The organism is Pantoea sp. GW821-FHT03E06 (genome assembly GCF_059420725.1).
Genome location: NZ_JBWKUG010000001.1, coordinates 3,772,755 through 3,799,560 on the forward strand (window position 1 = coordinate 3,772,755; position 26,806 = coordinate 3,799,560).

Sequence of the window (26,806 nt, forward strand, 5' to 3'; positions counted from 1 at the left end):
ATCCCAGCGTCAGGCATGCCAGACGCATACGCTGGCATGCGTGTAACCAATTGATAGTTTAAGGATTAAGCCTCGTCTGGTTTTTGCCTTAATCCGCTTTGCAAGGTTTTTATTCTCGTAGTGCTACGTATTATCTACTGCACGCCGCTTGCCGGTACCCTTTGTTAGAGATTGAGAATGAAAACCACCCCTTTCTTTGCCGCAGTACTGTTTTTCAGTATGGCTACTCATGCCGCTGTGCCTCACTCTGTTCCACACTGGAGCTATGAAGGCCAAGCGGGCCCGCAACATTGGGGCGATCTGAGCCTGGATTACCAAACCTGCCATAAGGGTAAGTTTCAGTCACCGATTAATATCCGCGATACCGTTGCAGGCCACCTGCCACCACTGAGTCTGGAGTTTCACACCGCAGCAGAAAAACTGGTGAACAACGGCCATACTTTGCAGGTGAACGTTAAAGATGAAGATGACTTCACACTGGACGGGGAAACCTTCCATCTCATGCAGTATCACTTTCACACCCCGAGTGAAAACCAGATCGATGGCCATTCTTACCCGCTCGAAGCGCATTTCGTCCATGCCAATGATGAAGGTGAGTTGGCTGTCATTGCCGTGATGTTTGAGGTTGGTAAAGAGAATACGGCCCTGAATCCGATTCTCGCAGCCATGCCTATGCAGGAAAATCAGGAAGTGGCGGTGAAAGAGCGTATGGATTTAAAGCCGCTTTTCCCGGAAGATCGCCACTATTATCGCTTCAGCGGATCGCTTACCACGCCACCTTGTACCGAGGGTTTGCGCTGGCTAGTAATGAAGCAGCCAGTGATGCTGTCTCAATCTCAGCTCGACGCCTTTAAGCGGGCTTTGAAGCACAGTAACAATCGCCCCCTGCAACCATTACATGGCCGTCAGATTGTAGAATGAGAGTTGATGTACTCAATCCCCCTTTAAATTAGCTCAATTAATAATCACATTACCGTCATTTCTTTGGCTAATTACCAGAAGTGGCGGTTTTTATGTTGTGATTTTCCTCATGTTTTTAGAAAAACTTTTGTTCACAATTTCAGCATATTTTTTTAAGTACATGAATTAAAGGTATTTATAAGCGCTAAGCAGCCTATAAGCCCGATTTCCTTGATCTTTAACGGCGAATTGTTCAAAGTTTGGCCTTTCATCTTCCTGAAAAAATGCGTAATATACGCCGCCTTGCGAACAGTTAGGGTCACTTCTTTTTCATGCGCATTGGACATCATCAGCTACGTAATCGACTCATTGCTGCGCCTATGGCCGGAGTATCCGATAAGCCATTTCGCACCCTGTGTTATGAGAACGGTGCCGGTATGACTGTCTCCGAGATGCTGTCATCTAACCCGGAAGTTTGGGCCAGTGACAAATCCCGTTTGCGTATGGTGCATAGTGACGAGCCCGGTATTCGTGCCGTGCAGATTGCCGGTTGCGATCCTGATGAGATGGCTGCTGCCGCGCGCATTAATGTGGCGTCAGGCGCGCAGGTTATCGATATCAACATGGGCTGCCCGGCCAAAAAAGTGAATCGTAAGATGGCAGGTTCAGCGCTGCTGCAACATCCGCAACTGGTGGAGTCGATTCTCACCGCGGTAGTGAATGCAGTGGATGTACCGGTTACGCTGAAGATTCGCACCGGCTGGGACAAAGAAAATCGTAATTGTGTAGAGATTGCCCAATTGGCTGAACGCTGTGGCATTCAGGCTCTCACCATTCATGGCCGCACACGCGCCTGTTTGTTTGAGGGATTTGCTGAATACGACAGCATTCGGACAGTTAAGCAGAGCGTCTCCATTCCAATTATCGCGAATGGTGACATTACTGACCCGCATAAAGCCAGAGCGGTGCTCGACTATACCGGAGCCGATGCTCTTATGGTTGGCCGTGCCGCTCAGGGAAGACCGTGGATCTTCCGGGAAATCCAGCATTATCTGGACACAGGGGAGCTGCTGGCACCGAAGCCGATGGCTGAAGTCAAGCAAATGCTGATTGGACATATACGGGAGCTGCACGACTTTTACGGTCAGCGCAAAGGATACCGTATTGCCCGAAAACACGTTTCCTGGTATTTGCAGGAAAGTGCTCCTGATGACCAGTTTCGGCGCACATTCAACGCCATAGAGGATGCCAGCGAACAGCTGGAGGCGTTGGAGGCATACTTCGAAAATCTTGCGTAAACGAAATAAAGAGCTGATAGAACTATGTTCGAACAACGCGTAAATTCTGACGTACTCACCGTTTCTACCGTTAACTCTCAGGATCAGGTGACACAAAAGCCACTGCGTGATTCGGTAAAACAGTCATTAAAGAACTACTTTGCTCAACTGAATGGTCAGGATGTGAGTGATCTGTATGAGCTGGTATTGGCTGAAGTTGAGCAGCCTCTGTTGGACATGGTGATGCAGTACACCCGTGGCAACCAGACCCGTGCAGCTCTGATGATGGGTATCAACCGTGGTACTCTGCGTAAGAAGCTGAAAAAATACGGCATGAACTAATTTGTTCGTTGCTGCGATAACGCCAGCCTTAGGGCTGGCGTTTTTGTTTGCGCTGAATGATGATTGCATAACGTTAACAACGCATGAAACAATTGTCACCATAATGGTAACGATAGTTGCAATCGCATCGGTGATATTTCCTCCCTCTTAGCGACTCATCATTCGTTCATCGTCACCCGCATATTCCTACTCTTCTTGCTCTGCAGGCCGCTTTCCCTGTGATCATCAACCGGTTCAACCGTAAGCACGTCAACGTATACATTCTATCCTGAGCGTTAGCTCACACTGCTTCCACATAGTGAAACTTTTTGCACTATTTGTGATCGTGTCGTCTCGTCATGCTGCCTTTTGGTGCGCCATATTAGCCAGAATATTCTGAGTGCTTCCGTTTATTAAAAGATCTTTCCAGAGAATTCAGGATTCTGCAAACCTGGCATCAGGTTTGCAGAGTTGTGGATGGCTAACCACCACAGACATAAAAAAGCGCACAGTAAAGTGCGTGCAAACATAACAACACACGATATCGCCACACAGGATGCTTTATGAAAAAGATGATGCTTTCCACCCTGGTCGCTGCAGCTTCGCTATTCGCTGTTGCTCAACAAGCGCACGCTGGCACCACGTTGGATGCCATTAAGAAAAAAGGTTTTGTACAATGCGGCATCAGCGATGGCCTGCCGGGCTTCTCTTACGCTGACTCCAACGGCAAATTCACCGGTATCGATGTGGATGTATGTCGTGCGGCCGCCGCTGCCGTATTTGGTGACGCAACCAAAGTGAAATATACCCCGCTGACTGCTAAAGAGCGCTTTACTGCACTGCAGTCTGGTGAAGTGGATATCCTGTCGCGCAACACCACCTGGACGTCTTCCCGCGATGGCGGTATGGGCTTCCTGTTTGCTGGCGTGAACTATTACGACGGCATCGGTTTCCTGACCCACAAGAAAGCCGGCCTGAAAAGTGCTAAAGAGTTGGATGGTGCAACCGTATGTATTCAGGCTGGTACCGATACCGAGCTCAACGTGGCTGACTACTTCAAAGCCAACAAAATGCAATATACGCCAGTAACCTTCGATCGTTCTGACGAATCCGCTAAGGCGCTCGACAGCGGTCGCTGCGATACCCTCTCTTCTGACCAGTCACAGCTGTATGCGCTGCGCATCAAACTCGGCAAGCCAGACGATTTCGTGGTACTGCCCGAAGTTATCTCTAAAGAACCGCTGGGCCCAGTCGTTCGCCGCGGTGATGACGATTGGTTCACCATCGTGAAATGGTCGCTGTACGCGATGTTGAACGCTGAAGAGATGGGCATCAGCTCGAAAAATGTTGATGACATGGCCGCTAAACCTACCACTCCTGATATGGCTCACCTGTTAGGTGCAGAAGGCGACTTCGGTAAAGACCTGAAGCTCGATAATAAGTGGGCTTACAACATCATTAAACAAGTCGGCAACTATCAGGAAGTGTTCGATCGTAACGTTGGTAAAGACAGCGCACTGAAAATCGCGCGTGGCCAGAATGCGCTCTGGAATCAGGGCGGCATCCAGTACGCTCCTCCCGTTCGCTAATTCAGTCCTGCCAGTCGGGCGCCGCATCCTGCGGTGCCCACGCGTAATCTTCACTGAGGTTTTAACATGTCGCAACGCCCAACCGTAAAGAGGGATTTTTCGTTCGGTAATCCTACGGTTCGCGCCTGGCTTTACCAGATCATCGCGATTGTGGCCGTGCTTGCTGTGGTGGGATATTTAATTCACAACACGGTAATCAATCTGGCCAATCGTGGCATTACTTCCGGCTTCGGATTTCTTGATCGCAGTGCCGGTTTTGGCATTGTCCAACACCTGATCGATTACTCTGAAGGCGACACCTACGCCCGCGTATTTATGGTGGGGTTAACCAATACCCTGCTGGTTTCCGCGCTTTGTATTGTGTTTGCCTCTATCCTGGGCTTTGCTATCGGCCTTGCACGTCTGTCCGAGAACTGGCTGCTGCGTAAGCTTTCCAACATTTATATCGAGACGTTCCGTAATATCCCACCGCTACTGCAAATCTTTTTCTGGTACTTTGCGGTGTTGCGTAATCTGCCCGGCCCCCGTCAGGCATTGAATGCCTTTGATGTCGCATTCGTCAGTAATCGAGGTTTATATATTCCCTGGCCCGAATACGCGCCCGGTACCTGGCCGTTCCTGATCGCGCTAGCGCTGGCGGTGCTGTGTTGCGTAGCTCTGTTCCGCTTCAACCGTAAACATCAGCTTAAAACCGGGCAACTTCGCCGTACCTGGCCAGCTGCGGTGGGGTTAATTGTTTTGCTGCCGCTGATTGCGCATACCTTGTTCGGCGCTGCGATGCATTGGGATGTACCGGAACTGCGCGGATTTAATTTCCGCGGTGGCTTCGTGATGATACCCGAACTCGCCGCATTAACGTTGGCGCTGTCGGTCTATACCTCTTCGTTTATCGCCGAAGTGATTCGCTCAGGGATTCAGTCGGTACCACATGGTCAAAATGAAGCGGCACGTTCACTTGGCTTGCCTAATCCCGTCACCATGCGTCAGGTTATTATTCCGCAGGCGATGCGGGTGATCATTCCTCCCCTCACCAGTCAGTATCTCAATATCGTGAAAAACTCATCATTGGCGGCCGCCATCGGTTATCCAGATATGGTCTCGCTGTTTGCCGGCACCGTGCTGAACCAAACCGGGCAGGCGATTGAGACCATCGCGATTACCATGGCGGTTTACCTGATTATCAGCCTAATCATTTCGCTGCTGATGAACCTCTACAATCGCAAAATTGCGCTGGTTGAGCGTTAAGAGAACGGGATCATTATGTCTATAACCACACACGAAACCCCACCGATTCCGACCAATCCGCTCAGCAAGGGTTGGCTTTGGGCGCGCAAAAATCTGTTCTCCAGCTGGCTGAATACGCTGCTGACGCTGTTCAGCATCTGGCTCATCTGGAATGTGATCCCACCGGCATTGAACTGGCTGGTTTTTCAAGCCAACTGGATTGGCGAGACGCGCGCGGACTGCACCAAAGAAGGCGCTTGTTGGGTGTTCATCCATGCGCGTTTTGGCCAGTTTATGTATGGGCTGTATCCGCATGAGCTACGCTGGCGCATCAATTTATCGCTGGTGCTCGGTTTGCTATCCATTATTCCGATGTTTATCAAAGCAATGCCGCGCCGCGGCCGTTATATCGCCTGTTGGGCAGTGGTATATCCGATCGTGGTTTGGTTCTTGATGTACGGCGGATACTTCGGTTTAGAGCGTGTAGAAACTCGCCAGTGGGGCGGCTTAACGTTAACGCTGATAATCGCTTCAGTAGGAATCGCTGGCGCATTGCCGTTAGGTATTTTACTGGCGCTGGGACGCCGTTCCGAAATGCCGGTAGTGCGCACATTATCAGTCATTTTCATTGAGTTCTGGCGCGGCGTACCGCTGATTACCGTGCTGTTTATGTCTTCGGTGATGCTACCGCTGTTTATGGCGGAGGGCACCACTATCGACAAACTGGTGCGCGCGTTGGTAGGTGTCATCTTGTTCCAGTCCGCTTATGTCGCGGAGGTGGTGCGTGGCGGTTTGCAGGCATTGCCTAAGGGCCAGTATGAAGCGGCTGAATCGCTTTCGTTAGGATATTGGAAAATGCAGGCGTTGGTGATTTTACCGCAGGCGCTCAAGCTCACCATTCCTGGGCTGGTGAATACCATCATTGCGCTGTTTAAAGATACCAGCTTAGTGATCATTATCGGCCTATTCGATCTCTTCAGTAGTGTGCAGCAAGCCACCGTCGACCCAACCTGGCTGGGGATGTCGACGGAAGGCTATGTCTTTGCTGCCATGGTTTACTGGATTTTCTGTTTTAGCATGTCGCGCTATAGCCAGTATCTGGAGAAGCGTTTTCACACCGGGCGTGCATCGCACTGAGGTTTAACATGACACAAACTATGACTAATGCGGCTGATGCCATGATGATTACACTTGAAAACGTGAATAAATGGTACGGCCAATTCCATGTACTAAAAGATATTAATCTGCAGGTAAAACCTCGCGAACGTATCGTGCTGTGCGGACCTTCTGGGTCGGGCAAATCGACCACCATCCGCTGCATTAACCATCTGGAAGAGCATCAGCAAGGGCGCATCGTGGTTGATGGTATCCATCTGAATCAGGATGTGCGCAATATTGAACGTGTTCGTACCGAAGTGGGTATGGTGTTCCAGCATTTCAATCTTTTTCCGCATCTTACCGTGCTGCAAAACTGTACGCTGGCACCAATTTGGGTGCGTAAAATGCCGAAGAAAGAAGCCGAAGAGTTAGCCATGCACTACTTGCAGCGGGTGCGCATCGCTGAGCATGCGCATAAGTTTCCTGGCCAACTTTCTGGTGGTCAGCAGCAACGTGTGGCAATTGCCCGTTCACTCTGTATGAAACCGAAAATTATGCTGTTTGATGAGCCAACATCTGCGCTCGATCCAGAGATGGTAAAAGAAGTGCTCGATACGATGATTGGCTTAGCAGAAGATGGCATGACCATGCTATGCGTTACCCATGAAATGGGTTTTGCGCGCACCGTGGCGGATCGGGTGATCTTTATGGATCGCGGTGAAATAGTGGAAGAGGCGCCGCCGCTGGAGTTCTTTGCAAACCCACGTTCCGAGCGCACACGGGCGTTTTTATCTCAGGTTATTCATTAATATTTAACGAGTTAGACACGAATAAGCCTCTGCCTGGTGCAGAGGCTTTTTTATGTTCAGTACCAGCGTTTTCGCCACTGTGAAATCGCTACATTACACGTCACACGTCGTTCACGTTGATTTGCGCATACAAAAAAGCCCTGAACAAATGTTCAGGGCTTCTGTGTTTGATGCCTGGCAGTTCCCTACTCTCGCATGGGGAGACCCCACACTACCATCGGCGCTACGGCGTTTCACTTCTGAGTTCGGCATGGGGTCAGGTGGGACCACCGCGCTAAAGCCGCCAGGCAAATTCTTTTAAACCGAACTCATGCCTATAACTGGTGCTGATACCCAGAGTCGAACTGGGGACCTCACCCTTACCAAGGGTGCGCTCTACCAACTGAGCCATATCAGCACGCTAAATTTGATGCCTGGCAGTTCCCTACTCTCGCATGGGGAGACCCCACACTACCATCGGCGCTACGGCGTTTCACTTCTGAGTTCGGCATGGGGTCAGGTGGGACCACCGCGCTAAAGCCGCCAGGCAAATTCTTTTCGCTCTGTCCTGTGTCTTTTACGCTGCTGCTGCGTTGGCCGCTCTCGCACTACTCCGTCACATACCCTCGTATGCTCCCTCGTAGCGTCTCGTTTGCCGCCTTGCTTCAGCGCAAAATCCTTCGGACTTAACTCCGCAGGACAAAACTGAATTCTTTATCCGGTAAAACAAGCTGAAAATCTCTGGTCTCTCTCACCAAAACGCCTCTGGCGTTGTAAGGTTAAGCCTCACGGGTCATTAGTACCGGTTAGCTCAACGCATCGCTGCGCTTACACACCCGGCCTATCAACGTCGTAGTCTTCAACGTCCCTTCAGGACCCTCAAGGAGTCAGGGAGAACTCATCTCGGGGCAAGTTTCGTGCTTAGATGCTTTCAGCACTTATCTTTTCCGCACTTAGCTACCGGGCAGTGCCATTGGCATGACAACCCGAACACCAGTGGTGCGTTCACTCCGGTCCTCTCGTACTAGGAGCAACCCCCCTCAATTCTCCAGCGCCCACGGCAGATAGGGACCGAACTGTCTCACGACGTTCTAAACCCAGCTCGCGTACCACTTTAAACGGCGAACAGCCGTACCCTTGGGACCTACTTCAGCCCCAGGATGTGATGAGCCGACATCGAGGTGCCAAACACCGCCGTCGATATGAACTCTTGGGCGGTATCAGCCTGTTATCCCCGGAGTACCTTTTATCCGTTGAGCGATGGCCCTTCCATTCAGAACCACCGGATCACTATGACCTGCTTTCGCACCTGCTCGAGCCGTCACTCTCGCAGTCAAGCTGGCTTATGCCATTGCACTAACCTCCTGATGTCCGACCAGGATTAGCCAACCTTCGTGCTCCTCCGTTACTCTTTGGGAGGAGACCGCCCCAGTCAAACTACCCACCAGACACTGTCCGCAGCCCGGATTACGGGCCTACGTTAGAACATCAAACATTAAAGGGTGGTATTTCAAGGTTGGCTCCACGCAGACTGGCGTCCACGCTTCAAAGCCTCCCACCTATCCTACACATCAAGGCTCAATGTTCAGTGTCAAGCTATAGTAAAGGTTCACGGGGTCTTTCCGTCTTGCCGCGGGTACACTGCATCTTCACAGCGATTTCAATTTCACTGAGTCTCGGGTGGAGACAGCCTGGCCATCATTACGCCATTCGTGCAGGTCGGAACTTACCCGACAAGGAATTTCGCTACCTTAGGACCGTTATAGTTACGGCCGCCGTTTACCGGGGCTTCGATCAAGAGCTTCTCCTTGCGGATAACCCCATCAATTAACCTTCCGGCACCGGGCAGGCGTCACACCGTATACGTCCACTTTCGTGTTTGCACAGTGCTGTGTTTTTAATAAACAGTTGCAGCCAGCTGGTATCTTCGACTGGCTTCAGCTCCGGGAGCAAGTCCCTTCACCTACGCGCCAGCGTGCCTTCTCCCGAAGTTACGGCACCATTTTGCCTAGTTCCTTCACCCGAGTTCTCTCAAGCGCCTTGGTATTCTCTACCTGACCACCTGTGTCGGTTTGGGGTACGATTTCGTGTTACCTGGAGCTTAGAGGCTTTTCCTGGAAGCAGGGCATCAGTTACTTCACCACCGTGGTGGCTCGTCGTCACGCCTCAGCCTTAAGACACCCCGGATTTACCAAAGGTGTCAGCCTACACGCTTAAACCGGGACAACCGTCGCCCGGATAACCTAGCCTTCTCCGTCCCCCCTTCGCAGTAACACCAAGTGCAGGAATATTAACCTGCTTCCCATCGACTACGCTTTTCAGCCTCGCCTTAGGGGTCGACTCACCCTGCTCCGATTAACGTTGAACAGGAACCCTTGGTCTTCCGGCGAGCGGGCTTTTCACCCGCTTTATCGTTACTTATGTCAGCATTCGCACTTCTGATACCTCCAGCAACCCTCACAGGCCACCTTCAACGGCTTACAGAACGCTCCCCTACCCAACAACGCATACGCGTCGCTGCCGCAGCTTCGGTGCATGGTTTAGCCCCGTTACATCTTCCGCGCAGGCCGACTCGACCAGTGAGCTATTACGCTTTCTTTAAATGATGGCTGCTTCTAAGCCAACATCCTGGCTGTCTGTGCCTTCCCACATCGTTTCCCACTTAACCATGACTTTGGGACCTTAGCTGGCGGTCTGGGTTGTTTCCCTCTTCACGACGGACGTTAGCACCCGCCGTGTGTCTCCCGTGATAACATTCCTCGGTATTCGCAGTTTGCATCGGGTTGGTAAGCCGGGATGGCCCCCTAGCCGAAACAGTGCTCTACCCCCGAGGATGAGTTCACGAGGCGCTACCTAAATAGCTTTCGGGGAGAACCAGCTATCTCCCGGTTTGATTGGCCTTTCACCCCCAGCCACAAGTCATCCGCTAATTTTTCAACATTAGTCGGTTCGGTCCTCCAGTTAGTGTTACCCAACCTTCAACCTGCCCATGGCTAGATCACCGGGTTTCGGGTCTATACCCTGCAACTTAACGCCCAGTTAAGACTCGGTTTCCCTGCGGCTCCCCTATACGGTTAACCTTGCTACAGAATATAAGTCGCTGACCCATTATACAAAAGGTACGCAGTCACCCCATAAAGAGGCTCCCACTGCTTGTACGTACACGGTTTCAGGTTCTGTTTCACTCCCCTCGCCGGGGTTCTTTTCGCCTTTCCCTCACGGTACTGGTTCACTATCGGTCAGTCAGGAGTATTTAGCCTTGGAGGATGGTCCCCCCATATTCAGACAGGATACCACGTGTCCCGCCCTACTCTTCGAACTCACAACCTGTGCACTTTCGTGTACGGGACTATCACCCGGTGTCGTGCGACTTTCCAGACGCTTCCACTAATGCACAAACTGATTCAGGTTCTGGGCTGCTCCCCGTTCGCTCGCCGCTACTGGGGGAATCTCGGTTGATTTCTTTTCCTCCGGGTACTTAGATGTTTCAGTTCCCCGGGTTCGCCTCGCAACACTATGTATTCATGTTGCGATGATGCACTGAGTGCACCGGGTTTCCCCATTCGGACATCGTCGGCTGTAGCGGTTCATATCACCTTACCGACGCTTTACGCAGATTAGCACGTCCTTCATCGCCTCTGACTGCCAGGGCATCCACCGTGTACGCTTAGTCGCTTAACCTCACAACCCACAGGCGTTTTGCAACGCTGCAGACTGTAAGCATTTGAGAGACTCGAACATGTTGTTATTCATTTCTTATTACGGAGAAATGAACCAACACGTCGTTTCAATTTTCAGCTTGTTCCGGATTGTTAAAGAGCATAATACTTCGCAGCACACCGTTTCCGGTTTGCTCTGAAGTATTGTTTTGAGTCACTGTAATGGTGGAGCTAAGCGGGATCGAACCGCTGACCTCCTGCGTGCAAGGCAGGCGCTCTCCCAGCTGAGCTATAGCCCCATACAGTTACTGCAGAGACCATCTACTACCACTCAACCGAGTACATTTCCTGAGAAATGCAATTCGTGCTCAGGCAAGGCATGTTTCCGCGAAGCATAGTGAACTATGCGAGCCGGAGACATAACGCAGCGTGAGTGCGAATTTGGTAGGCCTGAGTGGACTTGAACCACCGACCTCACCCTTATCAGGGGTGCGCTCTAACCACCTGAGCTACAAGCCTGTAGAGGTTTTTTCTGCTCGTTACTTTCTATCAGACAATCTGTGTGAGCACTTCGCGGGAAGGTATCTTCAGGTAAGGAGGTGATCCAACCGCAGGTTCCCCTACGGTTACCTTGTTACGACTTCACCCCAGTCATGAATCACAAAGTGGTAAGCGCCCTCCCGAAGGTTAAGCTACCTACTTCTTTTGCAACCCACTCCCATGGTGTGACGGGCGGTGTGTACAAGGCCCGGGAACGTATTCACCGTAGCATTCTGATCTACGATTACTAGCGATTCCGACTTCACGGAGTCGAGTTGCAGACTCCGATCCGGACTACGACGCACTTTATGAGGTCCGCTTGCTCTCGCGAGGTCGCTTCTCTTTGTATGCGCCATTGTAGCACGTGTGTAGCCCTACTCGTAAGGGCCATGATGACTTGACGTCATCCCCACCTTCCTCCAGTTTATCACTGGCAGTCTCCTTTGAGTTCCCGGCATTACCCGCTGGCAACAAAGGATAAGGGTTGCGCTCGTTGCGGGACTTAACCCAACATTTCACAACACGAGCTGACGACAGCCATGCAGCACCTGTCTCAGCGTTCCCGAAGGCACCAAAGCATCTCTGCTAAGTTCGCTGGATGTCAAGAGTAGGTAAGGTTCTTCGCGTTGCATCGAATTAAACCACATGCTCCACCGCTTGTGCGGGCCCCCGTCAATTCATTTGAGTTTTAACCTTGCGGCCGTACTCCCCAGGCGGTCGACTTAACGCGTTAGCTCCGGAAGCCACTCCTCAAGGGAACAACCTCCAAGTCGACATCGTTTACGGCGTGGACTACCAGGGTATCTAATCCTGTTTGCTCCCCACGCTTTCGCACCTGAGCGTCAGTCTTTGTCCAGGGGGCCGCCTTCGCCACCGGTATTCCTCCAGATCTCTACGCATTTCACCGCTACACCTGGAATTCTACCCCCCTCTACAAGACTCTAGCCTGCCAGTTTCGAATGCAGTTCCCAGGTTAAGCCCGGGGATTTCACATCCGACTTGACAGACCGCCTGCGTGCGCTTTACGCCCAGTAATTCCGATTAACGCTTGCACCCTCCGTATTACCGCGGCTGCTGGCACGGAGTTAGCCGGTGCTTCTTCTGCGGGTAACGTCAATCGGTAAGGTTATTAACCTCACCGCCTTCCTCCCCGCTGAAAGTACTTTACAACCCGAAGGCCTTCTTCATACACGCGGCATGGCTGCATCAGGCTTGCGCCCATTGTGCAATATTCCCCACTGCTGCCTCCCGTAGGAGTCTGGACCGTGTCTCAGTTCCAGTGTGGCTGGTCATCCTCTCAGACCAGCTAGGGATCGTCGCCTAGGTGAGCCATTACCCCACCTACTAGCTAATCCCATCTGGGCACATCCGATGGTGTGAGGCCCGAAGGTCCCCCACTTTGGTCTTGCGACGTTATGCGGTATTAGCTACCGTTTCCAGTAGTTATCCCCCTCCATCGGGCAGTTTCCCAGACATTACTCACCCGTCCGCCACTCGTCACCCGAGAGCAAGCTCTCTGTGCTACCGTCCGACTTGCATGTGTTAGGCCTGCCGCCAGCGTTCAATCTGAGCCATGATCAAACTCTTCAATTTAAGTTTGATTTGCTGCAACAAGTGCAGCGATGCTCATCTGTAAAACGTCATAATGAATTTCATTATGTGTTCACTCGTGAGGCTTGATATTTTGTTGCGTCCGGAGACGCTGATATCAATCCTGCGAGTGCCCACACAGATTGTCTGATAAATTGTTAAAGAGCGTTGCGAGCAGCGGGTTAACCGCCTGTCGCGAGGTGGCGTATATTACGCGTTCCTCCTTCAGAGTCAAACACTTTTTTCAGCGCTTTCCTCCGGCGGGATGAATTTCTTCACTCCCTGCTGAGCCGCCTGCGTTGCCGCTTTGCCGTCTCAGTGGTGGCGCATTATAGGGATCCGAATTTTTTGCACAACCCTTTTTTCGATCTTTTTAATCGACTGGCGAGTTTTCATTCTTTTCGCTGCGATCGCGAGCGATCTGGTCAAAAATCATCTTGTTTATCCGGCTTTTAAACCGCAGGCTTGGGTAAAAATGTAAAAGGAGAAGATCATGTCTACAGCCCTACGACCTTATAAGAACCATTTTCCGCAAACCGGCGATCGCGTCATGATCGATAGCAGCAGCGTGGTGGTCGGTGAAATACAACTTGCTGATGACGTCAGCATTTGGCCGCTGGTAGCGATTCGCGGTGACGTGAATAAAGTGATGATTGGTAAAAGAAGCAATATCCAGGACGGCAGCGTACTGCACGTCACGCATAAATCCACCAGCAACCCGGAAGGTTTCCCACTCATCATTGGCGAAGACGTGACGGTGGGCCATAAAGCGATGTTGCACGGCTGTACTATCGGAAATCGTGTACTGGTTGGTATGGGATCGATTCTGCTGGATGGTGTAATTGTTGAAGATGATGTGATGATTGGCGCTGGTAGTTTGGTGCCGCCAGGCAAACGACTGGAGAGTGGCTACCTCTATTTGGGCAGCCCGGTTAAACAAGTACGACCGCTGAGTGAAGCTGAAATCGCCGGGCTGCTCTATTCATCCAACAATTACGTGAGTTGGAAGAATGAGTATCTCGATCAGGAAAGCAAAGTCCATTCTTGATCGTCAAATTTATCGCTGCTGCATCGCCTGCTTTAGCGTGGTAATCACTGGCGTGATCTGTGGCATCACGCCATGCCACAGTTGGAAAGCATGAGCGGCTTGTCCCACCAGCATGCCAACACCATCTGCCAGCTGCTGTGCGCCCTGCTGCTGGCACCACTGTAGAAATGGCGTCAACCCCTGTTGATAAAACATGTCATAGCAACGCGTTTGTGGATTAATAAGCGATGCAGCTAACGCCGGCACCTTGCCATCGACACCGCTTGAAGTCGCATTAATGATCAGATCAAATTGCTGACCCGCTAATTGCTCGAAGCTGGCCGCTTTGATTTCCCCGTTATGCTGGAAAATATTTGCCAGCTGCTCGGCACGTTCAACCGTGCGATTCACCACCACTAATGAACATCCAAAAGAGAGAAGCGGTAGAATCACGCCTCGCGCTGCACCACCGGCCCCCACCAGCAGGATACGATCGTCCGACTGGATCATCTGCAAGCGTTCCAGATCGCTTAGCAAACCAATACCATCCGTGTTATCACCAAAGATCTTGCCCTGCGCATCTTTCTTTAATGTGTTCACCGCCCCGGACAATGCCGCGCGTTCGCTAAGCTCATCCGCAAATTCCCATGCCTGCTGTTTGAAAGGCAGCGTGACATTGGCCCCTTTACCACCATTCGCAAAGAAGTCTGTGATCGACTGGGGAAAACCCTCTAAGGGTGCACATTCACTGCCATATCGATGATCAATGCCGGTTTGCTCAGCAAAGAGACTATGGATAAAAGGTGATTTGCTGTGGGCAATCGGATTACCAAAAACGGCAAAGTTTTTCATAAATTAACCCTGGCGAATAAGTTCACCGCTAATAACATCGCGGATCTCAGAAGGATTCAGGCGTCCACCGGTTTCAGCGTGTAATACTGGAAACTCAGCACCAAATTGCTGGGCAACTTCTTCCACATTACGACAAGGCGGCTCACCGGAAAGATTGGCACTGGTCGAAACCAGCGGTTTACCAAAACCACGGCATAAAGCCTGGACATCAGGATGATCGCTAACGCGGATCGCCAGTGAATCAAATCGTCCAGTGAGCCAGCGCGGCGTGTGTGGCGACGCGGGCACCACATAAGTCACCGGGCCGGGCCAGCTCGCAAACATACGTTCGCGCTGAAGTACAGTAAGTTCACGATCGGCGATGTAAGGTTCAAGTTGCGCGTAATCAGCTGCAATCAGAATAAGACCTTTATCGACTGGACGCTGCTTGAGCGCCAGAAGCGCCATTACGGCATTTTCACTATCGGGATCGCAGCCCAAGCCGAATACGGCTTCGGTTGGGTAAGCGATAACTTCCTGCTGCTGGAGTTGCTCAATACAAAAATCGAGGCTTCCTGCTAAATACTGACTTGGCTTCATGATGATTCTTGGTCCTGAACGATTGGCTTACCGCAGCGTTTGCTGGCGCAAAAGCGCTTCATGCCCTGTGCGGTTTTCTTCTCTATTAATAAGGGGAACTGACAATGCGGGCAAACACCTTCAATCGGCGTTGCATTAATTGCAAACTGACAATCTGGATAGCGATCGCACGAGTGAAAAGTTTTGCCATATCGCGAGCGACGCTGTACGAGTTTACCGCTCTGACATTGCGGACAAGCAATGGCTGTTTCATCAGGCTTGTCGATGGTTTCTGTGTAATCGCACTCGGGATAGTGACTACAACCAATGAACATGCCAAAGCGTCCCTGCCGCAGAACTTTGTCTGCACCACATTTCGGGCAGGCATGCCCTTCCAGCACTTTAACAACGTGCCCATCGCCATGGCTCTTCAGCGGACGAATGTAATCACAGGTTGGATAATTGACACACCCCAGGAAAGGACCGTGTTTGCCAGAACGTATAACTAATTCTGCCCCGCAAGCGGGGCAGGGATCGTGTTTAGGCACGGAGAATAGTGCTGATTTACTCATATTACCGGTTGCATTAATCGAAGATTATTAATGCAGCATACCTTCATTGACGTCGAATAACAGTTCTTCCATTTGCTGATAGGCGTTTTCACATCCTGGAATGTTAAACAGCACCATCAACACCACCCATTTGAGATCTTCAAGATCGAATTCCAGGGTATCGAGGGCCATTACACGTTCGATGACCATCTCGCGCGTTTCCATATTCAGCACCTGAACCTGCTCCAGGAACAAAATAAAACCGCGACACTCGGCATCTAAACGCTGATTTTCCTCTTCCGTGTAGATTCGCATGGAGAGCGGATCGTTTGCCATGAGCACAGGCGCAACCAAGCCTTCCTGATAATCCGCTAACCGTTCAAGCCAATTCAACGCATTGTAGATATCTTCACGATGAAAACCGGCGTCGGTTAAGTCATCGGTCAATTTATCCTGATCAACGCGCATTTCAGCTTCGTTGTGGATATATGTCTCAAACAAGTACATAAGTACGTCGAACATGGCATGCCCTCCTCAATCGGACATAGCCGCCGGGTACAGCTGCGATCCATCCTGCTAACTCCAGCTCCAGCAAATGGGCTGCGGTAACTGGCACAGGTTGGCCGGCACGTTCAGCGACGACGTCAACAGGTGTAACCTCATCACCTACGTTAGCCAACACAGTTGCAAATGGCAATGGAACATCGTCACTGTCTTGTGAATATATTGTTTCTGAAGTGCTATCGGGCAACCATTGCAGCGTTGAATGTAAGTCCTCAAGAATATTGTTGGGGTGCGCCACCAGAAGCGCCCCTTGCTGGATAAGCCAGTGTGTTCCTTCGCTACCCGGATTGCCAAGCGAACCGGGTAACGCATAAACGTTACGATTTTGTTCCAAAGCATAGCGTGCTGTAACTAACGAACCGCTTTTCAGCGAGGCCTCTATCACCAACACCCCCAAGCTCAAACCACTGATGATACGATTACGTCGAGGAAAGTTGACCGCATGCGGGGCCATATCAAGTGGGAATTCAGAAATCAGTGCGCCGCCACTGCTAATGATTTCTCGCGCCAGCGATTGATGGCTTTTAGGGTAGATATGTTGCAGACCACTCCCCAACACCGCCACGGTTTTGCCCTGTGCTTCTAACGCAGCTCGATGCGCCACGCCATCAATGCCGCGAGCTAAACCACTGGTAATAGTTAATCCACTTAGCGCCAATTGCTGAGTAAACCAGCTTCCCCATTGTTTGCCATAATGGGTGCAATGACGGCTCCCCACCACGCCCAGTTGCGGTGTTTGCAGAGCATTTACACTTCCGGCGACATACAGTAATAATGGACGTCGGCTGATTTCCGTTAACGCCGAAGGATAATCTTCATCTATGCAGGCAACTAAATGATGCTCTTCATGCTCTAGCCATAAATACGTTCTTTCTAATTGGCGCGGACATAGCTCCCTAAACTGTTGCCGCTGTATTTCGCTCAATCCATGATCTGACAAGAGGCCATCATCAACAGGGGCACTATCCTGCAGCGCCAAGGCTAAATGTCTGACAAGCTGACTGCTTAATCCTTTAACATTTGCCAACCTGAGCATCCATTCAATTTTCTCCATGCCAAACTCCCTGTCAGCCGCGCTATCATGCGGTGCAATGCTGTCAATCGGGCATCAAAAAGTCTACAATATGAGGCAGTAATCTTTTCTTTAACGCATACAGATCTGGATATTTATGTCAGTTTTGCAGGTATTACATTTCCCTGATGATCGCCTTCGCAAAATCGCTGCGCCGGTGGCTACCGTAAACGCAGACGTTCAGCGTATTGTCGACGACATGTTCGAAACCATGTACGCCGAAGAAGGTATTGGCTTAGCGGCGACTCAGGTTGATATTCATCAGCGCATCATTGTGATTGATGTTTCTGAAAATCGTGACGAGCGTTTGGTTCTCATCAACCCGGAATTGCTAGAGAAAAGCGGTGAAACCGGGATTGAAGAAGGCTGTCTTTCTATCCCTGAGCAACGCGCGTTTGTACCGCGGGCTGAATGGGTTAAAGTGCGTGCGCAGGATCGCGATGGTAAAAGCTTTGAGCTTGAAAGCGATGGCCTGCTGGCGATTTGTATCCAGCATGAAATCGATCATCTTGATGGCAAACTCTTCATTGATTATCTGTCGCCACTTAAACGTCAGCGTATTAAACAGAAACTGGAAAAGTTGGCCCGCCTTAACGCACGCGAAGATTAAGCGCGAATAGAAGGTTAAACTGTGTCTGCACCGCTCAAAATTATCTTTGCCGGTACACCTGACTTCGCAGCGCGTCATCTTGACGCGCTGCTTACTTCTGAGCATCAGGTTATTGGTGTCTTTACCCAGCCCGATCGTCCTGCCGGGCGCGGAAATAAACTCACACCGAGTCCAGTAAAAGTGCTGGCACAGGCGCATGATGTGCCAGTGTATCAACCGAAATCCTTGAAGCCTGAAGAGAATCAGCAGCTGGTTGCCGATCTGCAGGCCGACATTATGGTGGTTGTCGCATATGGTTTGATCCTGCCGAAAGCAGTGCTGACAATGCCGCGCCTGGGTTGTATTAATGTGCACGGTTCGCTTTTGCCGCGCTGGCGCGGTGCCGCCCCGATTCAACGTTCTCTTTGGGCTGGGGACAACGAAACCGGTGTGACCATCATGCAAATGGATGTTGGCCTCGATACCGGTGACATGCTGCATAAGCTTTCTTGTGCAATTACTGCGGAAGACACGAGCGCTTCACTCTATGAAAAGCTGGCACAGCTCGGTCCACAGGGCATGCTGTTAACGCTGGATTTGCTGGCAAGTGGTCAGGCTCAGCCTGAAGTGCAAGATGAAGCGCTAGTCTCTTACGCGGAAAAACTGAGCAAAGAGGAGGCGCGCCTCGATTGGTCGCTTTCTGCTATACAGTTGGAACGTTGTATCCGTGCCTTCAATCCATGGCCAATGAGCTACTTCATGGTGGATGAACAACCGGTAAAGGTGTGGCAGGCGAGCGTTTTGCCGCATCAAAATAAACAACCGGGTGAGATACTGCATGCCGATAAACAGGGTATTCAGATTGCGACAGCCGATGGCGTGCTCAATCTACTGTCACTCCAACCTGCCGGTAAAAAAGCCATGTCCGCACAGGACCTGCTAAATTCGCGCCGTGAATGGTTCACTCCTGGAACTGTTTTGGCCTGATCCTCCAAGCCCGGTTTAACCGGGCTTTTTGTTTGATAAATGAAAATGAAAAAAACAATCAACCTGCGTAGCCTGGCCGCGCAACTCATCGAACGCGTTGTGGATAAAGGCGAATCGCTTAGCGCTGTTTTGCCTGGTGCGCAAAAAACGTTATCCGATAAAGATGGCGCACTGCTGCAAGAGCTGTGCTTCGGCGTGATGCGCACATTGCCACAGCTGGAAGCCTTGATTGGTAAATTGATGGAGCGCACCTTAACCGGTAAACAGCGTGTGTTGCATTATTTGCTGATGGTGGGGCTTTATCAGTTGCTCTACACCCGCGTACCTGCGCATGCAGCTCTGGCAGAAACCGTTGCGGGTGCTGAAGCTCTTAAGCGCGCAAATTTGAAAGGTCTACTCAATGGCGTACTACGCCAGTTCCAGCGCCAGCAGGAAACACTGCTAGCCGAAGTCGATCAAGGCACACAACGTTACTGGCATCCCGGCTGGTTATTGAAACGTCTGCAGGCGGCATGGCCAGAACAGTGGCAGCACATTGTTGAAGCAAACAATCAGAGGCCCCCGATGTGGCTACGCGTCAATCGCCAGCATCACGATCGCGATGCCTGGCTGGCATTACTGCAGGCAGAAGAGAAAGTGGCTTTCGCGGGCGACGCATCCGATGCCTTGCGTCTTGAGTTTCCCGCTCCAGTTAGCCATCTGCCAGGTTTCGAACAAGGCTGGGTGACGGTGCAGGATCTCTCAGCACAACGTTGCGCGCTGCTGCTGGAGCCTAAGGATGGTGAATCCATTCTCGATCTCTGCGCCGCGCCAGGGGGCAAAACCACACATATTCTTGAAATTGCCCCGCAGGCAAAAGTATTAGCCGTCGATATTGATCAGCAACGTTTGCTCCGCGTGCATGAAAATCTGCAACGCTTGGGTATGCAGGCCGAGGTGCGCCAGGGGGACGGGCGTACACCGGCAGAGTGGTGTGGCGACAGGCAGTTTGATCGCATCTTGCTTGATGCACCTTGCTCAGCCACTGGCGTTATTCGCCGCCATCCAGACATCAAGTGGTTGCGACGCGATCGAGATATTTCTGAGCTGGCGAATTTGCAGCGTGAAATTCTCGAGGCCGTTTGGCCACGCCTGAAGTCCGGCGGCACAATGATTTACGCCACTTGTTCAATCCTGCCTGAAGAGAACCATCAGCAAATCAGTGCCTTTTTAGCGGCACACGGTGATGCCGTAGCAGAGGCAATCCCACAAGGACAAATCAATGGCTGGCAGGTATTCCCAACCGTCGATGGCGGTGACGGCTTCTTCTACGCTAAGCTGATGAAAAAATAGTGCGGCACACTCTGACGAGAGCATCTAAGCCATGAAAATCATTATCCTCGGCGCCGGTCAGGTCGGCGGAACTCTCGCAGAAAATCTGGTGGGGGAAAACAACGATATTACGGTAGTTGATAGCGATGCGGCCCGACTGCGACTGCTGCAAGACAAATTTGACCTGCGCGTTGTACATGGCCATGGTTCGCATCCACGAATCCTGCGCGAAGCGGGTGCCGAAGATGCCGACATGTTGGTGGCGGTAACCAACTCCGACGAAACCAATATGGTGGCTTGCCAGATTGCCTATTCACTTTTTAATACGCCAAACCGCATCGCGCGGATCCGTGCGGCAGAATATTTACGCGATGCTGAGAAATTGTTTGTGCCTGAAGCAGTACCTATTGATCATCTGATTTCTCCGGAACAGTTGGTTATTGATAACATCTATCGTCTTATCCAGTATCCAGGCGCGCTTCAGGTAGTCAATTTTGCCGAAGGCAAAGTGAGCCTTGCGGTAGTAAAAGCTTATTACGGTGGCCCGCTGGTAGGAAACCCTTTATCTATCATGCGTGAGCATATGCCGCATATTGATACTCGTGTCGCCGCCATTTTCCGCCAGGATCGTCCGATTCGCCCGCAAGGTTCCACTATCGTAGAGGCCGGCGATGAGGTGTTCTTTATTGCAGCGAGTCAGCATATTCGCGCGGTAATGAGCGAGATGCAGCGCCTGGAAAAACCTTATAAACGCATCATGCTGGTTGGTGGCGGCAATATCGGCTTTGGCCTGGCGCAGCGTCTGGAAAAACAATATAGCGTGAAGTTAATTGAGCGCAATCAACAACGCGCGGCAGAACTGGCTGAACGTCTACACGATACCATTGTTTTTTATGGCGATGCTTCGGATCAGGAACTGCTGGCCGAAGAGCATGTTGATCAGGTCGATCTCTTCATTGCCGTTACCAATGATGATGAAGCCAACATTATGTCAGCAATGCTGGCTAAGAAAATGGGGGCTAAAAAAGTAATGGTGCTGATCCAGCGCCGCGCCTATGTAGATCTGGTGCAAGGAAGCGTGATCGACATTGCGATCTCTCCACAACAAGCCACTATCTCCGCTTTATTGAGCCATGTTCGTAAAGCCGATATTGTCGGCGTCTCATCACTACGTCGCGGCATTGCTGAAGCTATCGAAGCCATCGCACACGGCGATGAAACCACTTCGCGCGTGGTTGGACGGTTAATAGAAGATATTAAACTACCACCCGGAACGATAATTGGTGCCGTTGTCCGCGGTGATGAAGTCATCATTGCAAATGATAATGTACGTGTAGAACAAGGCGACCATGTAATTATGTTCCTGACAGATAAGAAATTTGTCCCGGATGTTGAGCGTCTTTTCCAGCCGAGTCCTTTCTTCCTCTAAATACTGCGGGTTCTGGCCCGCAGCCAAAAATTACGCTTAATCTGTTGTTATAATGGCAATTGCGCGAAGGTTTGTTAGACTTTAGCAATTGGCCAAGGCAAGGAGATAACAATGAGTTTATTCAAAGAGTTTCGTGATTTTGCAATGCGCGGGAACGTAGTAGATCTGGCTGTCGGTGTGATCATTGGTGCCGCTTTCGGCAAGATTGTATCCTCATTAGTCGCTAACATCATTATGCCACCTCTTGGCTTGCTGATTGGCGGCGTCGATTTCAAACAGTTTAAATGGGTATTAAAACCTGCAGAAGGTGATATCCCGGCAGTGGTTATGGAGTACGGTAATTTTATTCAGACCGTTTTTGATTTTGTAATTGTTGCCTTTGCCATCTTCCTGGCAATTAAAGTAATGAATAAACTGTATCAGAAAAAAGAAGTTGAAAAGGCTGCACCAAAGCCAACGAATGAAGAGTTACTGCTTACTGAAATTCGCGATCTGTTAAAGCAAAATAATCAAGAAAAATTATGATAAAAAGCCGCCTGAATTAGGCGGCTTTTTTGATTGTTAGCAGAAGGCCAGTGATAAACTTTTCTGCTTATCACTGGCCTCCCAGTTACGCCCTTTTGCGTGTTTGTCTTTTCGTTGATAGCTGCCCTTTCCTTTCTCATTCTTTTCAATACGCTGACGAAACAGCGGATCATGTAGCAGTGCTTCAAGTGCATTATCCTTGATTTTACCTTTTTGATGCTGATAGCGGCTCATCTTGTCCTCCGATTAGTAACGGCGCAACTATATTCCTTTCATTACAAAACTCAATCCTTGCTGCAACAAATTTCAGGATGAGGCTCTTCACCCTTTTCCAGGGCTTCCAGAATTGAACAGCAGGCGCTGCTATGCAAATCACCGCAGCAAGTTTCGGCTAAACGGTGCAACGATCGTTGGATCGTCTGCAATTCTGCGATCATGCCATTTACTTCGTCCAAACGCTTCGCAACAATGGCTTTTGATTCCTGGCAGGTATGATGTTCTGGATCGATGCGGATCGACAAAAGACCGCGGATTGAATCCAGACTAAATCCGAGTTGACGTCCATAGCGAATAAAACGCAGGCGTTGTAAGTCGTCCTCGTTGTAAAGACGAAAGCCACCTTCAGTACGTACCTCGTGATTCATCATCTGCTGTTTTTCATAAAAGCGGATGGTATCGGGCGTAACATCCGCCATTTTTGCCAGCTGGCCGATCCGATACATGCTATTCCTCCTGCTGCAAACGTTGATGAATAACGTCGCTATATTCACCGTGCAGGAAGTCGGTACTGATTCCAGCCTGGTGAAGTTTTATTTCAAGCAGCGTTAAACGTTTCGATAATTCCCGCGCTTTTTCATTATCTGGATTTAATTCTCGCAACAAATCATGAAGTGCTAATGCTTCGCGACGCATCTCCAGTTCCGGGGGCAAATAGCCGGAATTTTTCAACAGGCGATAAGCAGTGCGTAGTTCTACCGGCACTCCGCTATCATCCTCTAAATGTAAAGGTGCACCCTCACCGGGCAGATTGCTCAGCTCACCTTTTTCCTGAGCCTCGCGGATGTGCTGCTCAACAAGTTGATCGATTAGCCACATAAGTGAACCCCAGACGGTGATATCTGCCAACAGCATAGCGAAAGAGGAGGAAATGGAAAGGAATTACGGACAATAAAAAACCCGCCGAAGCGGGTCTTTTACGTTACTGCAAATTACTCTGCAGTAGCTTCTGCTTGAGCTTCTGGACGATCAACCAGCTCGATGTAAGCCATCGGAGCGTTGTCACCAGCACGGAAGCCACACTTCAAAATGCGAGTGTAACCACCGGCACGGCTCGCGAAACGCGGGCCCAGCTCGTTAAACAGTTTTGCCACGATCTCGTTATCACGAGTGCGGGCGAATGCCAGACGACGATTAGCTACGCTGTCGGTCTTGGCAAGAGTAATCAGCGGCTCAACTACGCGGCGCAGCTCTTTGGCTTTCGGCAGAGTCGTCTTAATGATCTCATGACGAACCAGAGAACCAGCCATGTTGCGGAACATAGCCTGACGATGGCTGCTGTTGCGGTTCAGTTGACGACCACTCTTACGATGGCGCATGACCTTATCCTTCTCAGTGAAACCTTAACCTGTGATCCGGTTATTCATCAGCAATGCTTGCCGGTGGCCAGTTTTCCAGGCGCATGCCCAGAGACAAACCACGTGAAGCAAGCACATCTTTAATCTCGGTAAGAGATTTTTTACCCAGGTTAGGCGTTTTAAGCAGCTCAACCTCGGTACGCTGTACCAGATCACCGATGTAGTGGATAGCTTCTGCCTTAAGGCAGTTAGCAGAGCGGACAGTCAATTCCAGATCGTCAACAGGGCGCAGCAGGATCGGATCGAATTCTGGTTTCTCTTCTTTCACTTCCGGCTGACGTACATCACGTAAGTCAACGAAAGCTTCCAGTTGTTCTGCCAGGATGGTCGCCGCACGACGAATCGCCTCTTCAGGATCGATTGTGCCATTGGTTTCCATTTCGATGACCAGCTTGTCCAGGTCGGTACGCTGTTCTACACGCGCTGCTTCAACATTGTAGGCAATACGGTCTACAGGGCTGTAGCAAGCGTCAACCAACAGACGGCCGATTGGGCGCTCATCTTCTTCCGAATGAATTCGGGCAGAAGCCGGCACATAACCACGACCACGCTGAACTTTGATACGCATGCTAATAGATGCGTTTTCATCGGTCAGATGGCAGATCACATGCTGCGGCTTGACGATTTCAACATCACCGTCGTGGGTGATGTCGGCTGCAGTCACAGGGCCAATGCCAGATTTATTCAGAGTAAGGATAACTTCATCTTTGCCCTGAACTCTTACCGCCAACCCTTTCAGGTTAAGCAGGATTTCCAGGATATCTTCCTGTACGCCCTCTTTGGTGGAGTACTCATGAAGCACACCATCAATCTCAACCTCGGTCACCGCGCAACCCGGCATGGAAGAAAGCAGAATACGGCGCAGTGCGTTACCAAGAGTATGGCCAAAGCCACGCTCTAACGGCTCAAGGGTCACCTTGGCGTGCGTCGAACTCACTTGCTCGATATCTACCAGGCGCGGTTTTAGAAACTCTGTCACAGAACCCTGCATTGTGTCCTCTCTTTGGTACTAAGCTTTACTTAGAGTAAAGCTCGACGATCAGGTGTTCGTTAATGTCCGCAGACAGATCGGTACGTTCAGGAATACGCTTGAACACACCTTCCATCTTAGTAGCATCAACTTCCAGCCAGGTGGGCTTTTCACGCTGCTCAGCCAGCTCCAGAGCGGCCTTCACGCGAGATTGCTGTTTGGCTTTCTCACGGATGCTTACGACATCATTCGGAGATACCTGATAAGAAGCGATGTTAACAACGCGGCCGTTCACCAGGATAGATTTATGGCTAACCAGCTGGCGTGCTTCTGCACGAGTGGCGCCAAAGCCCATACGGTAAACTACGTTATCCAGACGGCCTTCCAGCAGAGCCAGCAGGTTTTCACCTGTGTTGCCTTTCAGACGTGCTGCTTCTTTATAGTAGTTGCGGAACTGACGCTCCAGCACGCCGTACATACGACGAACTTTTTGCTTTTCACGCAACTGGCCGCCGTAGTCAGACAGACGCGGTTTACGCGCACCATGCTGACCAGGTGGTTGTTCAATTTTGCACTTGGTATCGATCGCGCGAACGCCAGACTTAAGGAATAAGTCGGTACCCTCACGACGGCTCAGCTTGAGCTTAGGACCCAAATATCTTGCCATTTTCTTTCTCCAACTAACCTAAAAACGGGCGTTAAACGCGACGTTTTTTCGGCGGACGACAACCGTTGTGAGGGATTGGAGTCACATCAGTAATATTAGTGATGCGGAAACCAGCAGCGTTCAGAGCACGAATTGTTGATTCGCGGCCTGGACCTGGACCCTTAACCATAACTTCCAGATTCTTAATACCGTAATCTTTCACTGCTTCTGCACAGCGCTCTGCAGCTACCTGGGCAGCAAACGGAGTAGATTTACGTGAACCGCGGAAACCGGAACCACCGGCGGTTGCCCAACCCAGTGCGTTACCCTGACGATCAGTAATGGTAACGATGGTGTTGTTAAAAGATGCATGGACATGAGCCACGCCATCTGAGACTTGTTTTCTTACACGCTTACGTGCACGAACTGGTGCCTTTGCCATTATTTACTCACCCCGATTATTTCTTGATCGGTTTACGCGGACCCTTACGGGTACGTGCATTGGTCTTAGTACGCTGACCGCGAACTGGCAGACCACGACGATGGCGTAAACCACGATAGCAACCAAGGTCCATCAGACGCTTGATGCTCAGGGTGATTTCACGGCGCAGATCACCTTCAACAACGAATTTACCAACTGCTTCACGCAGCTGTTCAATTTGTTCTTCAGACAGCTCTCTGATCTTAACATTTTCAGCGATACCCGTTGAAGCGCAGATGGCTTTAGAACGGGTCTTACCGATACCGAAGATCGAAGTTAATGCGATCACGGTATGTTTTTGATCAGGAATGTTAATGCCTGCTATACGGGCCACTATGCACTCCTATAATTAAACAAATGCGTCCCATGCTGAAAAGCCCGTTTTCAGGATACTCAAATGGTAACGCATCGACATACAAAAGATTGGCTGGCTAATCTAGCCAGCTCAACCCGACTTTGCAAGAAAAATATGTGACAATATCAGCCTTGGCGCTGTTTATGCTTTGGCTCGGCGCTGCAAATCACACGTACGACACCGTCGCGGCGAATGATTTTGCAGTTACGACATAATTTCTTGACGGAAGCACGAACTTTCATTTTTACTCTCCGTAACTTCTCAAGCAC

27 protein-coding genes, 3 tRNA genes and 4 rRNA genes are annotated in these 26,806 nt (G+C 50.7%); 13 read left to right on the top strand and 21 right to left on the bottom strand.

The window, feature by feature from the left end; genetic code table 11:
• Positions 1 to 219 precede the first annotated feature (219 nt).
• From AC07WB_RS17530 to AC07WB_RS17560, 7 genes are all read left to right on the top strand, one after another.
• Positions 220 to 921, top strand: a complete 702-nt coding sequence (locus tag AC07WB_RS17530; protein ID WP_494941084.1) for a carbonic anhydrase — start codon at positions 220 to 222, stop codon at positions 919 to 921.
• 311 nt (positions 922 to 1,232) lie between these two features.
• Complete coding sequence (gene dusB / locus AC07WB_RS17535) at positions 1,233 to 2,198, top strand: tRNA dihydrouridine synthase DusB (RefSeq protein WP_097095851.1); 966 nt, start codon at positions 1,233 to 1,235, stop codon at positions 2,196 to 2,198.
• A gap of 24 nt (positions 2,199 to 2,222) precedes the next feature.
• Positions 2,223 to 2,519, top strand: a complete 297-nt coding sequence (gene fis, locus AC07WB_RS17540; protein WP_007891954.1) for a DNA-binding transcriptional regulator Fis — start codon at positions 2,223 to 2,225, stop codon at positions 2,517 to 2,519.
• 542 nt (positions 2,520 to 3,061) lie between these two features.
• A complete protein-coding gene (locus tag AC07WB_RS17545) occupies positions 3,062 to 4,087 on the top strand; it encodes an amino acid ABC transporter substrate-binding protein (RefSeq protein ID WP_097095850.1) in 1,026 nt (341 codons plus the stop codon).
• A gap of 66 nt (positions 4,088 to 4,153) precedes the next feature.
• Positions 4,154 to 5,332: an amino acid ABC transporter permease gene (locus AC07WB_RS17550; RefSeq protein ID WP_400458201.1), complete on the top strand. Its 1,179-nt coding sequence runs from the start codon at positions 4,154 to 4,156 to the stop codon at positions 5,330 to 5,332.
• A gap of 15 nt (positions 5,333 to 5,347) precedes the next feature.
• Entirely contained in the window at positions 5,348 to 6,448 is a 1,101-nt protein-coding gene (locus tag AC07WB_RS17555) for an amino acid ABC transporter permease (RefSeq protein ID WP_097095848.1), read from the top strand.
• Between the two features lie 8 nt (positions 6,449 to 6,456).
• Positions 6,457 to 7,218 (top strand): amino acid ABC transporter ATP-binding protein, encoded by a 762-nt coding sequence (locus AC07WB_RS17560; RefSeq protein ID WP_097095847.1) that lies wholly within the window; start codon positions 6,457 to 6,459, stop codon positions 7,216 to 7,218.
• A gap of 172 nt (positions 7,219 to 7,390) precedes the next feature.
• Here AC07WB_RS17560 and rrf (AC07WB_RS17565) read toward each other — a convergent pair.
• The 7 genes from rrf (AC07WB_RS17565) to AC07WB_RS17595 all read right to left on the bottom strand — a co-directional run bounded on the left by rrf (AC07WB_RS17565) (position 7,391) and on the right by AC07WB_RS17595 (position 12,989).
• A 5S ribosomal RNA gene (rrf, locus tag AC07WB_RS17565) occupies positions 7,391 to 7,506 on the bottom strand.
• Between the two features lie 33 nt (positions 7,507 to 7,539).
• Positions 7,540 to 7,615: transfer RNA gene (locus tag AC07WB_RS17570), tRNA-Thr, on the bottom strand.
• A gap of 14 nt (positions 7,616 to 7,629) precedes the next feature.
• Positions 7,630 to 7,745 (bottom strand): 5S ribosomal RNA (rrf, locus tag AC07WB_RS17575).
• Between the two features lie 227 nt (positions 7,746 to 7,972).
• Positions 7,973 to 10,878: ribosomal RNA gene (locus AC07WB_RS17580) — 23S ribosomal RNA — on the bottom strand.
• A gap of 201 nt (positions 10,879 to 11,079) precedes the next feature.
• Positions 11,080 to 11,155: transfer RNA gene (locus AC07WB_RS17585), tRNA-Ala, on the bottom strand.
• 143 nt (positions 11,156 to 11,298) lie between these two features.
• A tRNA-Ile gene (locus tag AC07WB_RS17590) sits at positions 11,299 to 11,375 on the bottom strand.
• A gap of 73 nt (positions 11,376 to 11,448) precedes the next feature.
• Positions 11,449 to 12,989, bottom strand: a 16S ribosomal RNA gene (locus tag AC07WB_RS17595).
• Together the 16S, 23S and 5S rRNA genes with 3 tRNA genes alongside form the textbook arrangement of a ribosomal RNA operon.
• A gap of 490 nt (positions 12,990 to 13,479) precedes the next feature.
• On the opposite strand from AC07WB_RS17595, the gene AC07WB_RS17600 reads away from it, so the two are divergent.
• A complete protein-coding gene (locus AC07WB_RS17600; RefSeq protein WP_494940933.1) occupies positions 13,480 to 14,034 on the top strand; it encodes a gamma carbonic anhydrase family protein in 555 nt (184 codons plus the stop codon).
• A 9-nt stretch (positions 14,035 to 14,043) separates the two neighbouring features.
• Here AC07WB_RS17600 and aroE read toward each other — a convergent pair whose 3' ends face one another.
• The 5 genes from aroE to dprA are packed head-to-tail and all read right to left on the bottom strand — an operon-like array spanning position 14,044 to position 17,592.
• Positions 14,044 to 14,865: a shikimate dehydrogenase gene (aroE, locus tag AC07WB_RS17605; RefSeq protein ID WP_494940934.1), complete on the bottom strand. Its 822-nt coding sequence runs from the start codon at positions 14,863 to 14,865 to the stop codon at positions 14,044 to 14,046.
• Positions 14,866 to 14,868: 3 nt separating this feature from the next.
• Positions 14,869 to 15,444: an L-threonylcarbamoyladenylate synthase type 1 TsaC gene (gene tsaC, locus AC07WB_RS17610; protein ID WP_345828084.1), complete on the bottom strand. Its 576-nt coding sequence runs from the start codon at positions 15,442 to 15,444 to the stop codon at positions 14,869 to 14,871.
• Entirely contained in the window at positions 15,441 to 15,995 is a 555-nt protein-coding gene (locus AC07WB_RS17615) for a DNA topoisomerase family protein (protein ID WP_097095843.1), read from the bottom strand. Before AC07WB_RS17615 ends, tsaC begins: the two co-directional genes overlap by 4 nt.
• A 27-nt stretch (positions 15,996 to 16,022) precedes the next feature.
• Positions 16,023 to 16,496, bottom strand: a complete 474-nt coding sequence (smg, locus tag AC07WB_RS17620; protein ID WP_007891699.1) for a DUF494 family protein Smg — start codon at positions 16,494 to 16,496, stop codon at positions 16,023 to 16,025.
• Complete coding sequence (gene dprA, locus AC07WB_RS17625; protein WP_494940935.1) at positions 16,468 to 17,592, bottom strand: DNA-protecting protein DprA; 1,125 nt, start codon at positions 17,590 to 17,592, stop codon at positions 16,468 to 16,470. Before dprA ends, smg begins: the two co-directional genes overlap by 29 nt.
• Positions 17,593 to 17,707: 115 nt before the next feature.
• Between dprA and def the strand changes: the two genes are divergently transcribed.
• From def to mscL, 5 genes are all read left to right on the top strand, one after another.
• Positions 17,708 to 18,220, top strand: a complete 513-nt coding sequence (def, locus tag AC07WB_RS17630) for a peptide deformylase (protein ID WP_064741579.1) — start codon at positions 17,708 to 17,710, stop codon at positions 18,218 to 18,220.
• A gap of 21 nt (positions 18,221 to 18,241) precedes the next feature.
• The gene (gene fmt / locus AC07WB_RS17635) at positions 18,242 to 19,186 is read left to right on the top strand and encodes a methionyl-tRNA formyltransferase (RefSeq protein ID WP_494940936.1); all 945 of its coding nucleotides are present in this window, start codon (positions 18,242 to 18,244) and stop codon (positions 19,184 to 19,186) included.
• A 45-nt stretch (positions 19,187 to 19,231) separates the two neighbouring features.
• Positions 19,232 to 20,518: a 16S rRNA (cytosine(967)-C(5))-methyltransferase RsmB gene (gene rsmB / locus AC07WB_RS17640; RefSeq protein WP_494940937.1), complete on the top strand. Its 1,287-nt coding sequence runs from the start codon at positions 19,232 to 19,234 to the stop codon at positions 20,516 to 20,518.
• A gap of 31 nt (positions 20,519 to 20,549) precedes the next feature.
• On the top strand, positions 20,550 to 21,926 hold the full coding sequence (trkA, locus tag AC07WB_RS17645) for a Trk system potassium transporter TrkA (RefSeq protein ID WP_097095839.1): 1,377 nt from the start codon (positions 20,550 to 20,552) through the stop codon (positions 21,924 to 21,926).
• A 111-nt stretch (positions 21,927 to 22,037) separates the two neighbouring features.
• Positions 22,038 to 22,451, top strand: a complete 414-nt coding sequence (gene mscL / locus AC07WB_RS17650; protein WP_097095838.1) for a large-conductance mechanosensitive channel protein MscL — start codon at positions 22,038 to 22,040, stop codon at positions 22,449 to 22,451.
• Positions 22,452 to 22,487: 36 nt separating this feature from the next.
• On the opposite strand, the gene AC07WB_RS17655 is transcribed toward mscL, so the two are convergent.
• The 9 genes from AC07WB_RS17655 to rpmJ all read right to left on the bottom strand — a co-directional run bounded on the left by AC07WB_RS17655 (position 22,488) and on the right by rpmJ (position 26,779).
• On the bottom strand, positions 22,488 to 22,685 hold the full coding sequence (locus AC07WB_RS17655; protein WP_097095837.1) for an alternative ribosome-rescue factor A: 198 nt from the start codon (positions 22,683 to 22,685) through the stop codon (positions 22,488 to 22,490).
• Positions 22,686 to 22,735: 50 nt separating this feature from the next.
• Positions 22,736 to 23,173, bottom strand: coding sequence for a Zn(2+)-responsive transcriptional regulator (gene zntR, locus AC07WB_RS17660; protein WP_097095836.1), 438 nt, complete (start codon positions 23,171 to 23,173; stop codon positions 22,736 to 22,738).
• 1 nt (position 23,174) lies between these two features.
• Complete coding sequence (locus AC07WB_RS17665) at positions 23,175 to 23,546, bottom strand: DnaJ family domain-containing protein (RefSeq protein ID WP_494940938.1); 372 nt, start codon at positions 23,544 to 23,546, stop codon at positions 23,175 to 23,177.
• Between the two features lie 113 nt (positions 23,547 to 23,659).
• Positions 23,660 to 24,046 (bottom strand): 50S ribosomal protein L17, encoded by a 387-nt coding sequence (rplQ, locus tag AC07WB_RS17670; protein ID WP_008104728.1) that lies wholly within the window; start codon positions 24,044 to 24,046, stop codon positions 23,660 to 23,662.
• A gap of 40 nt (positions 24,047 to 24,086) precedes the next feature.
• Positions 24,087 to 25,076, bottom strand: coding sequence for a DNA-directed RNA polymerase subunit alpha (locus tag AC07WB_RS17675; protein ID WP_007891688.1), 990 nt, complete (start codon positions 25,074 to 25,076; stop codon positions 24,087 to 24,089).
• Between the two features lie 25 nt (positions 25,077 to 25,101).
• A complete protein-coding gene (gene rpsD, locus AC07WB_RS17680) occupies positions 25,102 to 25,722 on the bottom strand; it encodes a 30S ribosomal protein S4 (protein WP_007891687.1) in 621 nt (206 codons plus the stop codon).
• Positions 25,723 to 25,753: 31 nt separating this feature from the next.
• Positions 25,754 to 26,143, bottom strand: a complete 390-nt coding sequence (rpsK, locus tag AC07WB_RS17685; protein WP_004160563.1) for a 30S ribosomal protein S11 — start codon at positions 26,141 to 26,143, stop codon at positions 25,754 to 25,756.
• A 16-nt stretch (positions 26,144 to 26,159) separates the two neighbouring features.
• Positions 26,160 to 26,516, bottom strand: a complete 357-nt coding sequence (rpsM, locus tag AC07WB_RS17690) for a 30S ribosomal protein S13 (RefSeq protein ID WP_034830736.1) — start codon at positions 26,514 to 26,516, stop codon at positions 26,160 to 26,162.
• 146 nt (positions 26,517 to 26,662) lie between these two features.
• A complete protein-coding gene (gene rpmJ, locus AC07WB_RS17695) occupies positions 26,663 to 26,779 on the bottom strand; it encodes a 50S ribosomal protein L36 (RefSeq protein ID WP_004160566.1) in 117 nt (38 codons plus the stop codon).
• Positions 26,780 to 26,806 lie beyond the last annotated feature (27 nt).

Bases quoted from the DNA above. Each gene is read 5' to 3' on its own strand.
- AC07WB_RS17530 (WP_494941084.1), top strand. From the start codon at position 220: ATGGCTACTCATGCCGCTGTGCCTCACTCTGTTCCACACTGGAGCTAT.
- dusB (WP_097095851.1), top strand. From the start codon at position 1,233: ATGCGCATTGGACATCATCAGCTACGTAATCGACTCATTGCTGCGCCT.
- fis (WP_007891954.1), top strand. From the start codon at position 2,223: ATGTTCGAACAACGCGTAAATTCTGACGTACTCACCGTTTCTACCGTT.
- AC07WB_RS17545 (WP_097095850.1), top strand. From the start codon at position 3,062: ATGAAAAAGATGATGCTTTCCACCCTGGTCGCTGCAGCTTCGCTATTC.
- AC07WB_RS17550 (WP_400458201.1), top strand. From the start codon at position 4,154: ATGTCGCAACGCCCAACCGTAAAGAGGGATTTTTCGTTCGGTAATCCT.
- AC07WB_RS17555 (WP_097095848.1), top strand. From the start codon at position 5,348: ATGTCTATAACCACACACGAAACCCCACCGATTCCGACCAATCCGCTC.
- AC07WB_RS17560 (WP_097095847.1), top strand. From the start codon at position 6,457: ATGACACAAACTATGACTAATGCGGCTGATGCCATGATGATTACACTT.
- AC07WB_RS17600 (WP_494940933.1), top strand. From the start codon at position 13,480: ATGTCTACAGCCCTACGACCTTATAAGAACCATTTTCCGCAAACCGGC.
- aroE (WP_494940934.1), bottom strand. From the start codon at position 14,865: ATGAAAAACTTTGCCGTTTTTGGTAATCCGATTGCCCACAGCAAATCA.
- tsaC (WP_345828084.1), bottom strand. From the start codon at position 15,444: ATGAAGCCAAGTCAGTATTTAGCAGGAAGCCTCGATTTTTGTATTGAG.
- AC07WB_RS17615 (WP_097095843.1), bottom strand. From the start codon at position 15,995: ATGAGTAAATCAGCACTATTCTCCGTGCCTAAACACGATCCCTGCCCC.
- smg (WP_007891699.1), bottom strand. From the start codon at position 16,496: ATGTTCGACGTACTTATGTACTTGTTTGAGACATATATCCACAACGAA.
- dprA (WP_494940935.1), bottom strand. From the start codon at position 17,592: ATGGAGAAAATTGAATGGATGCTCAGGTTGGCAAATGTTAAAGGATTA.
- def (WP_064741579.1), top strand. From the start codon at position 17,708: ATGTCAGTTTTGCAGGTATTACATTTCCCTGATGATCGCCTTCGCAAA.
- rsmB (WP_494940937.1), top strand. From the start codon at position 19,232: ATGAAAAAAACAATCAACCTGCGTAGCCTGGCCGCGCAACTCATCGAA.
- trkA (WP_097095839.1), top strand. From the start codon at position 20,550: ATGAAAATCATTATCCTCGGCGCCGGTCAGGTCGGCGGAACTCTCGCA.
- mscL (WP_097095838.1), top strand. From the start codon at position 22,038: ATGAGTTTATTCAAAGAGTTTCGTGATTTTGCAATGCGCGGGAACGTA.
- AC07WB_RS17655 (WP_097095837.1), bottom strand. From the start codon at position 22,685: ATGAGCCGCTATCAGCATCAAAAAGGTAAAATCAAGGATAATGCACTT.
- zntR (WP_097095836.1), bottom strand. From the start codon at position 23,173: ATGTATCGGATCGGCCAGCTGGCAAAAATGGCGGATGTTACGCCCGAT.
- AC07WB_RS17665 (WP_494940938.1), bottom strand. From the start codon at position 23,546: ATGTGGCTAATCGATCAACTTGTTGAGCAGCACATCCGCGAGGCTCAG.
- rplQ (WP_008104728.1), bottom strand. From the start codon at position 24,046: ATGCGCCATCGTAAGAGTGGTCGTCAACTGAACCGCAACAGCAGCCAT.
- AC07WB_RS17675 (WP_007891688.1), bottom strand. From the start codon at position 25,076: ATGCAGGGTTCTGTGACAGAGTTTCTAAAACCGCGCCTGGTAGATATC.
- rpsD (WP_007891687.1), bottom strand. From the start codon at position 25,722: ATGGCAAGATATTTGGGTCCTAAGCTCAAGCTGAGCCGTCGTGAGGGT.
- rpsK (WP_004160563.1), bottom strand. From the start codon at position 26,143: ATGGCAAAGGCACCAGTTCGTGCACGTAAGCGTGTAAGAAAACAAGTC.
- rpmJ (WP_004160566.1), bottom strand. From the start codon at position 26,779: ATGAAAGTTCGTGCTTCCGTCAAGAAATTATGTCGTAACTGCAAAATC.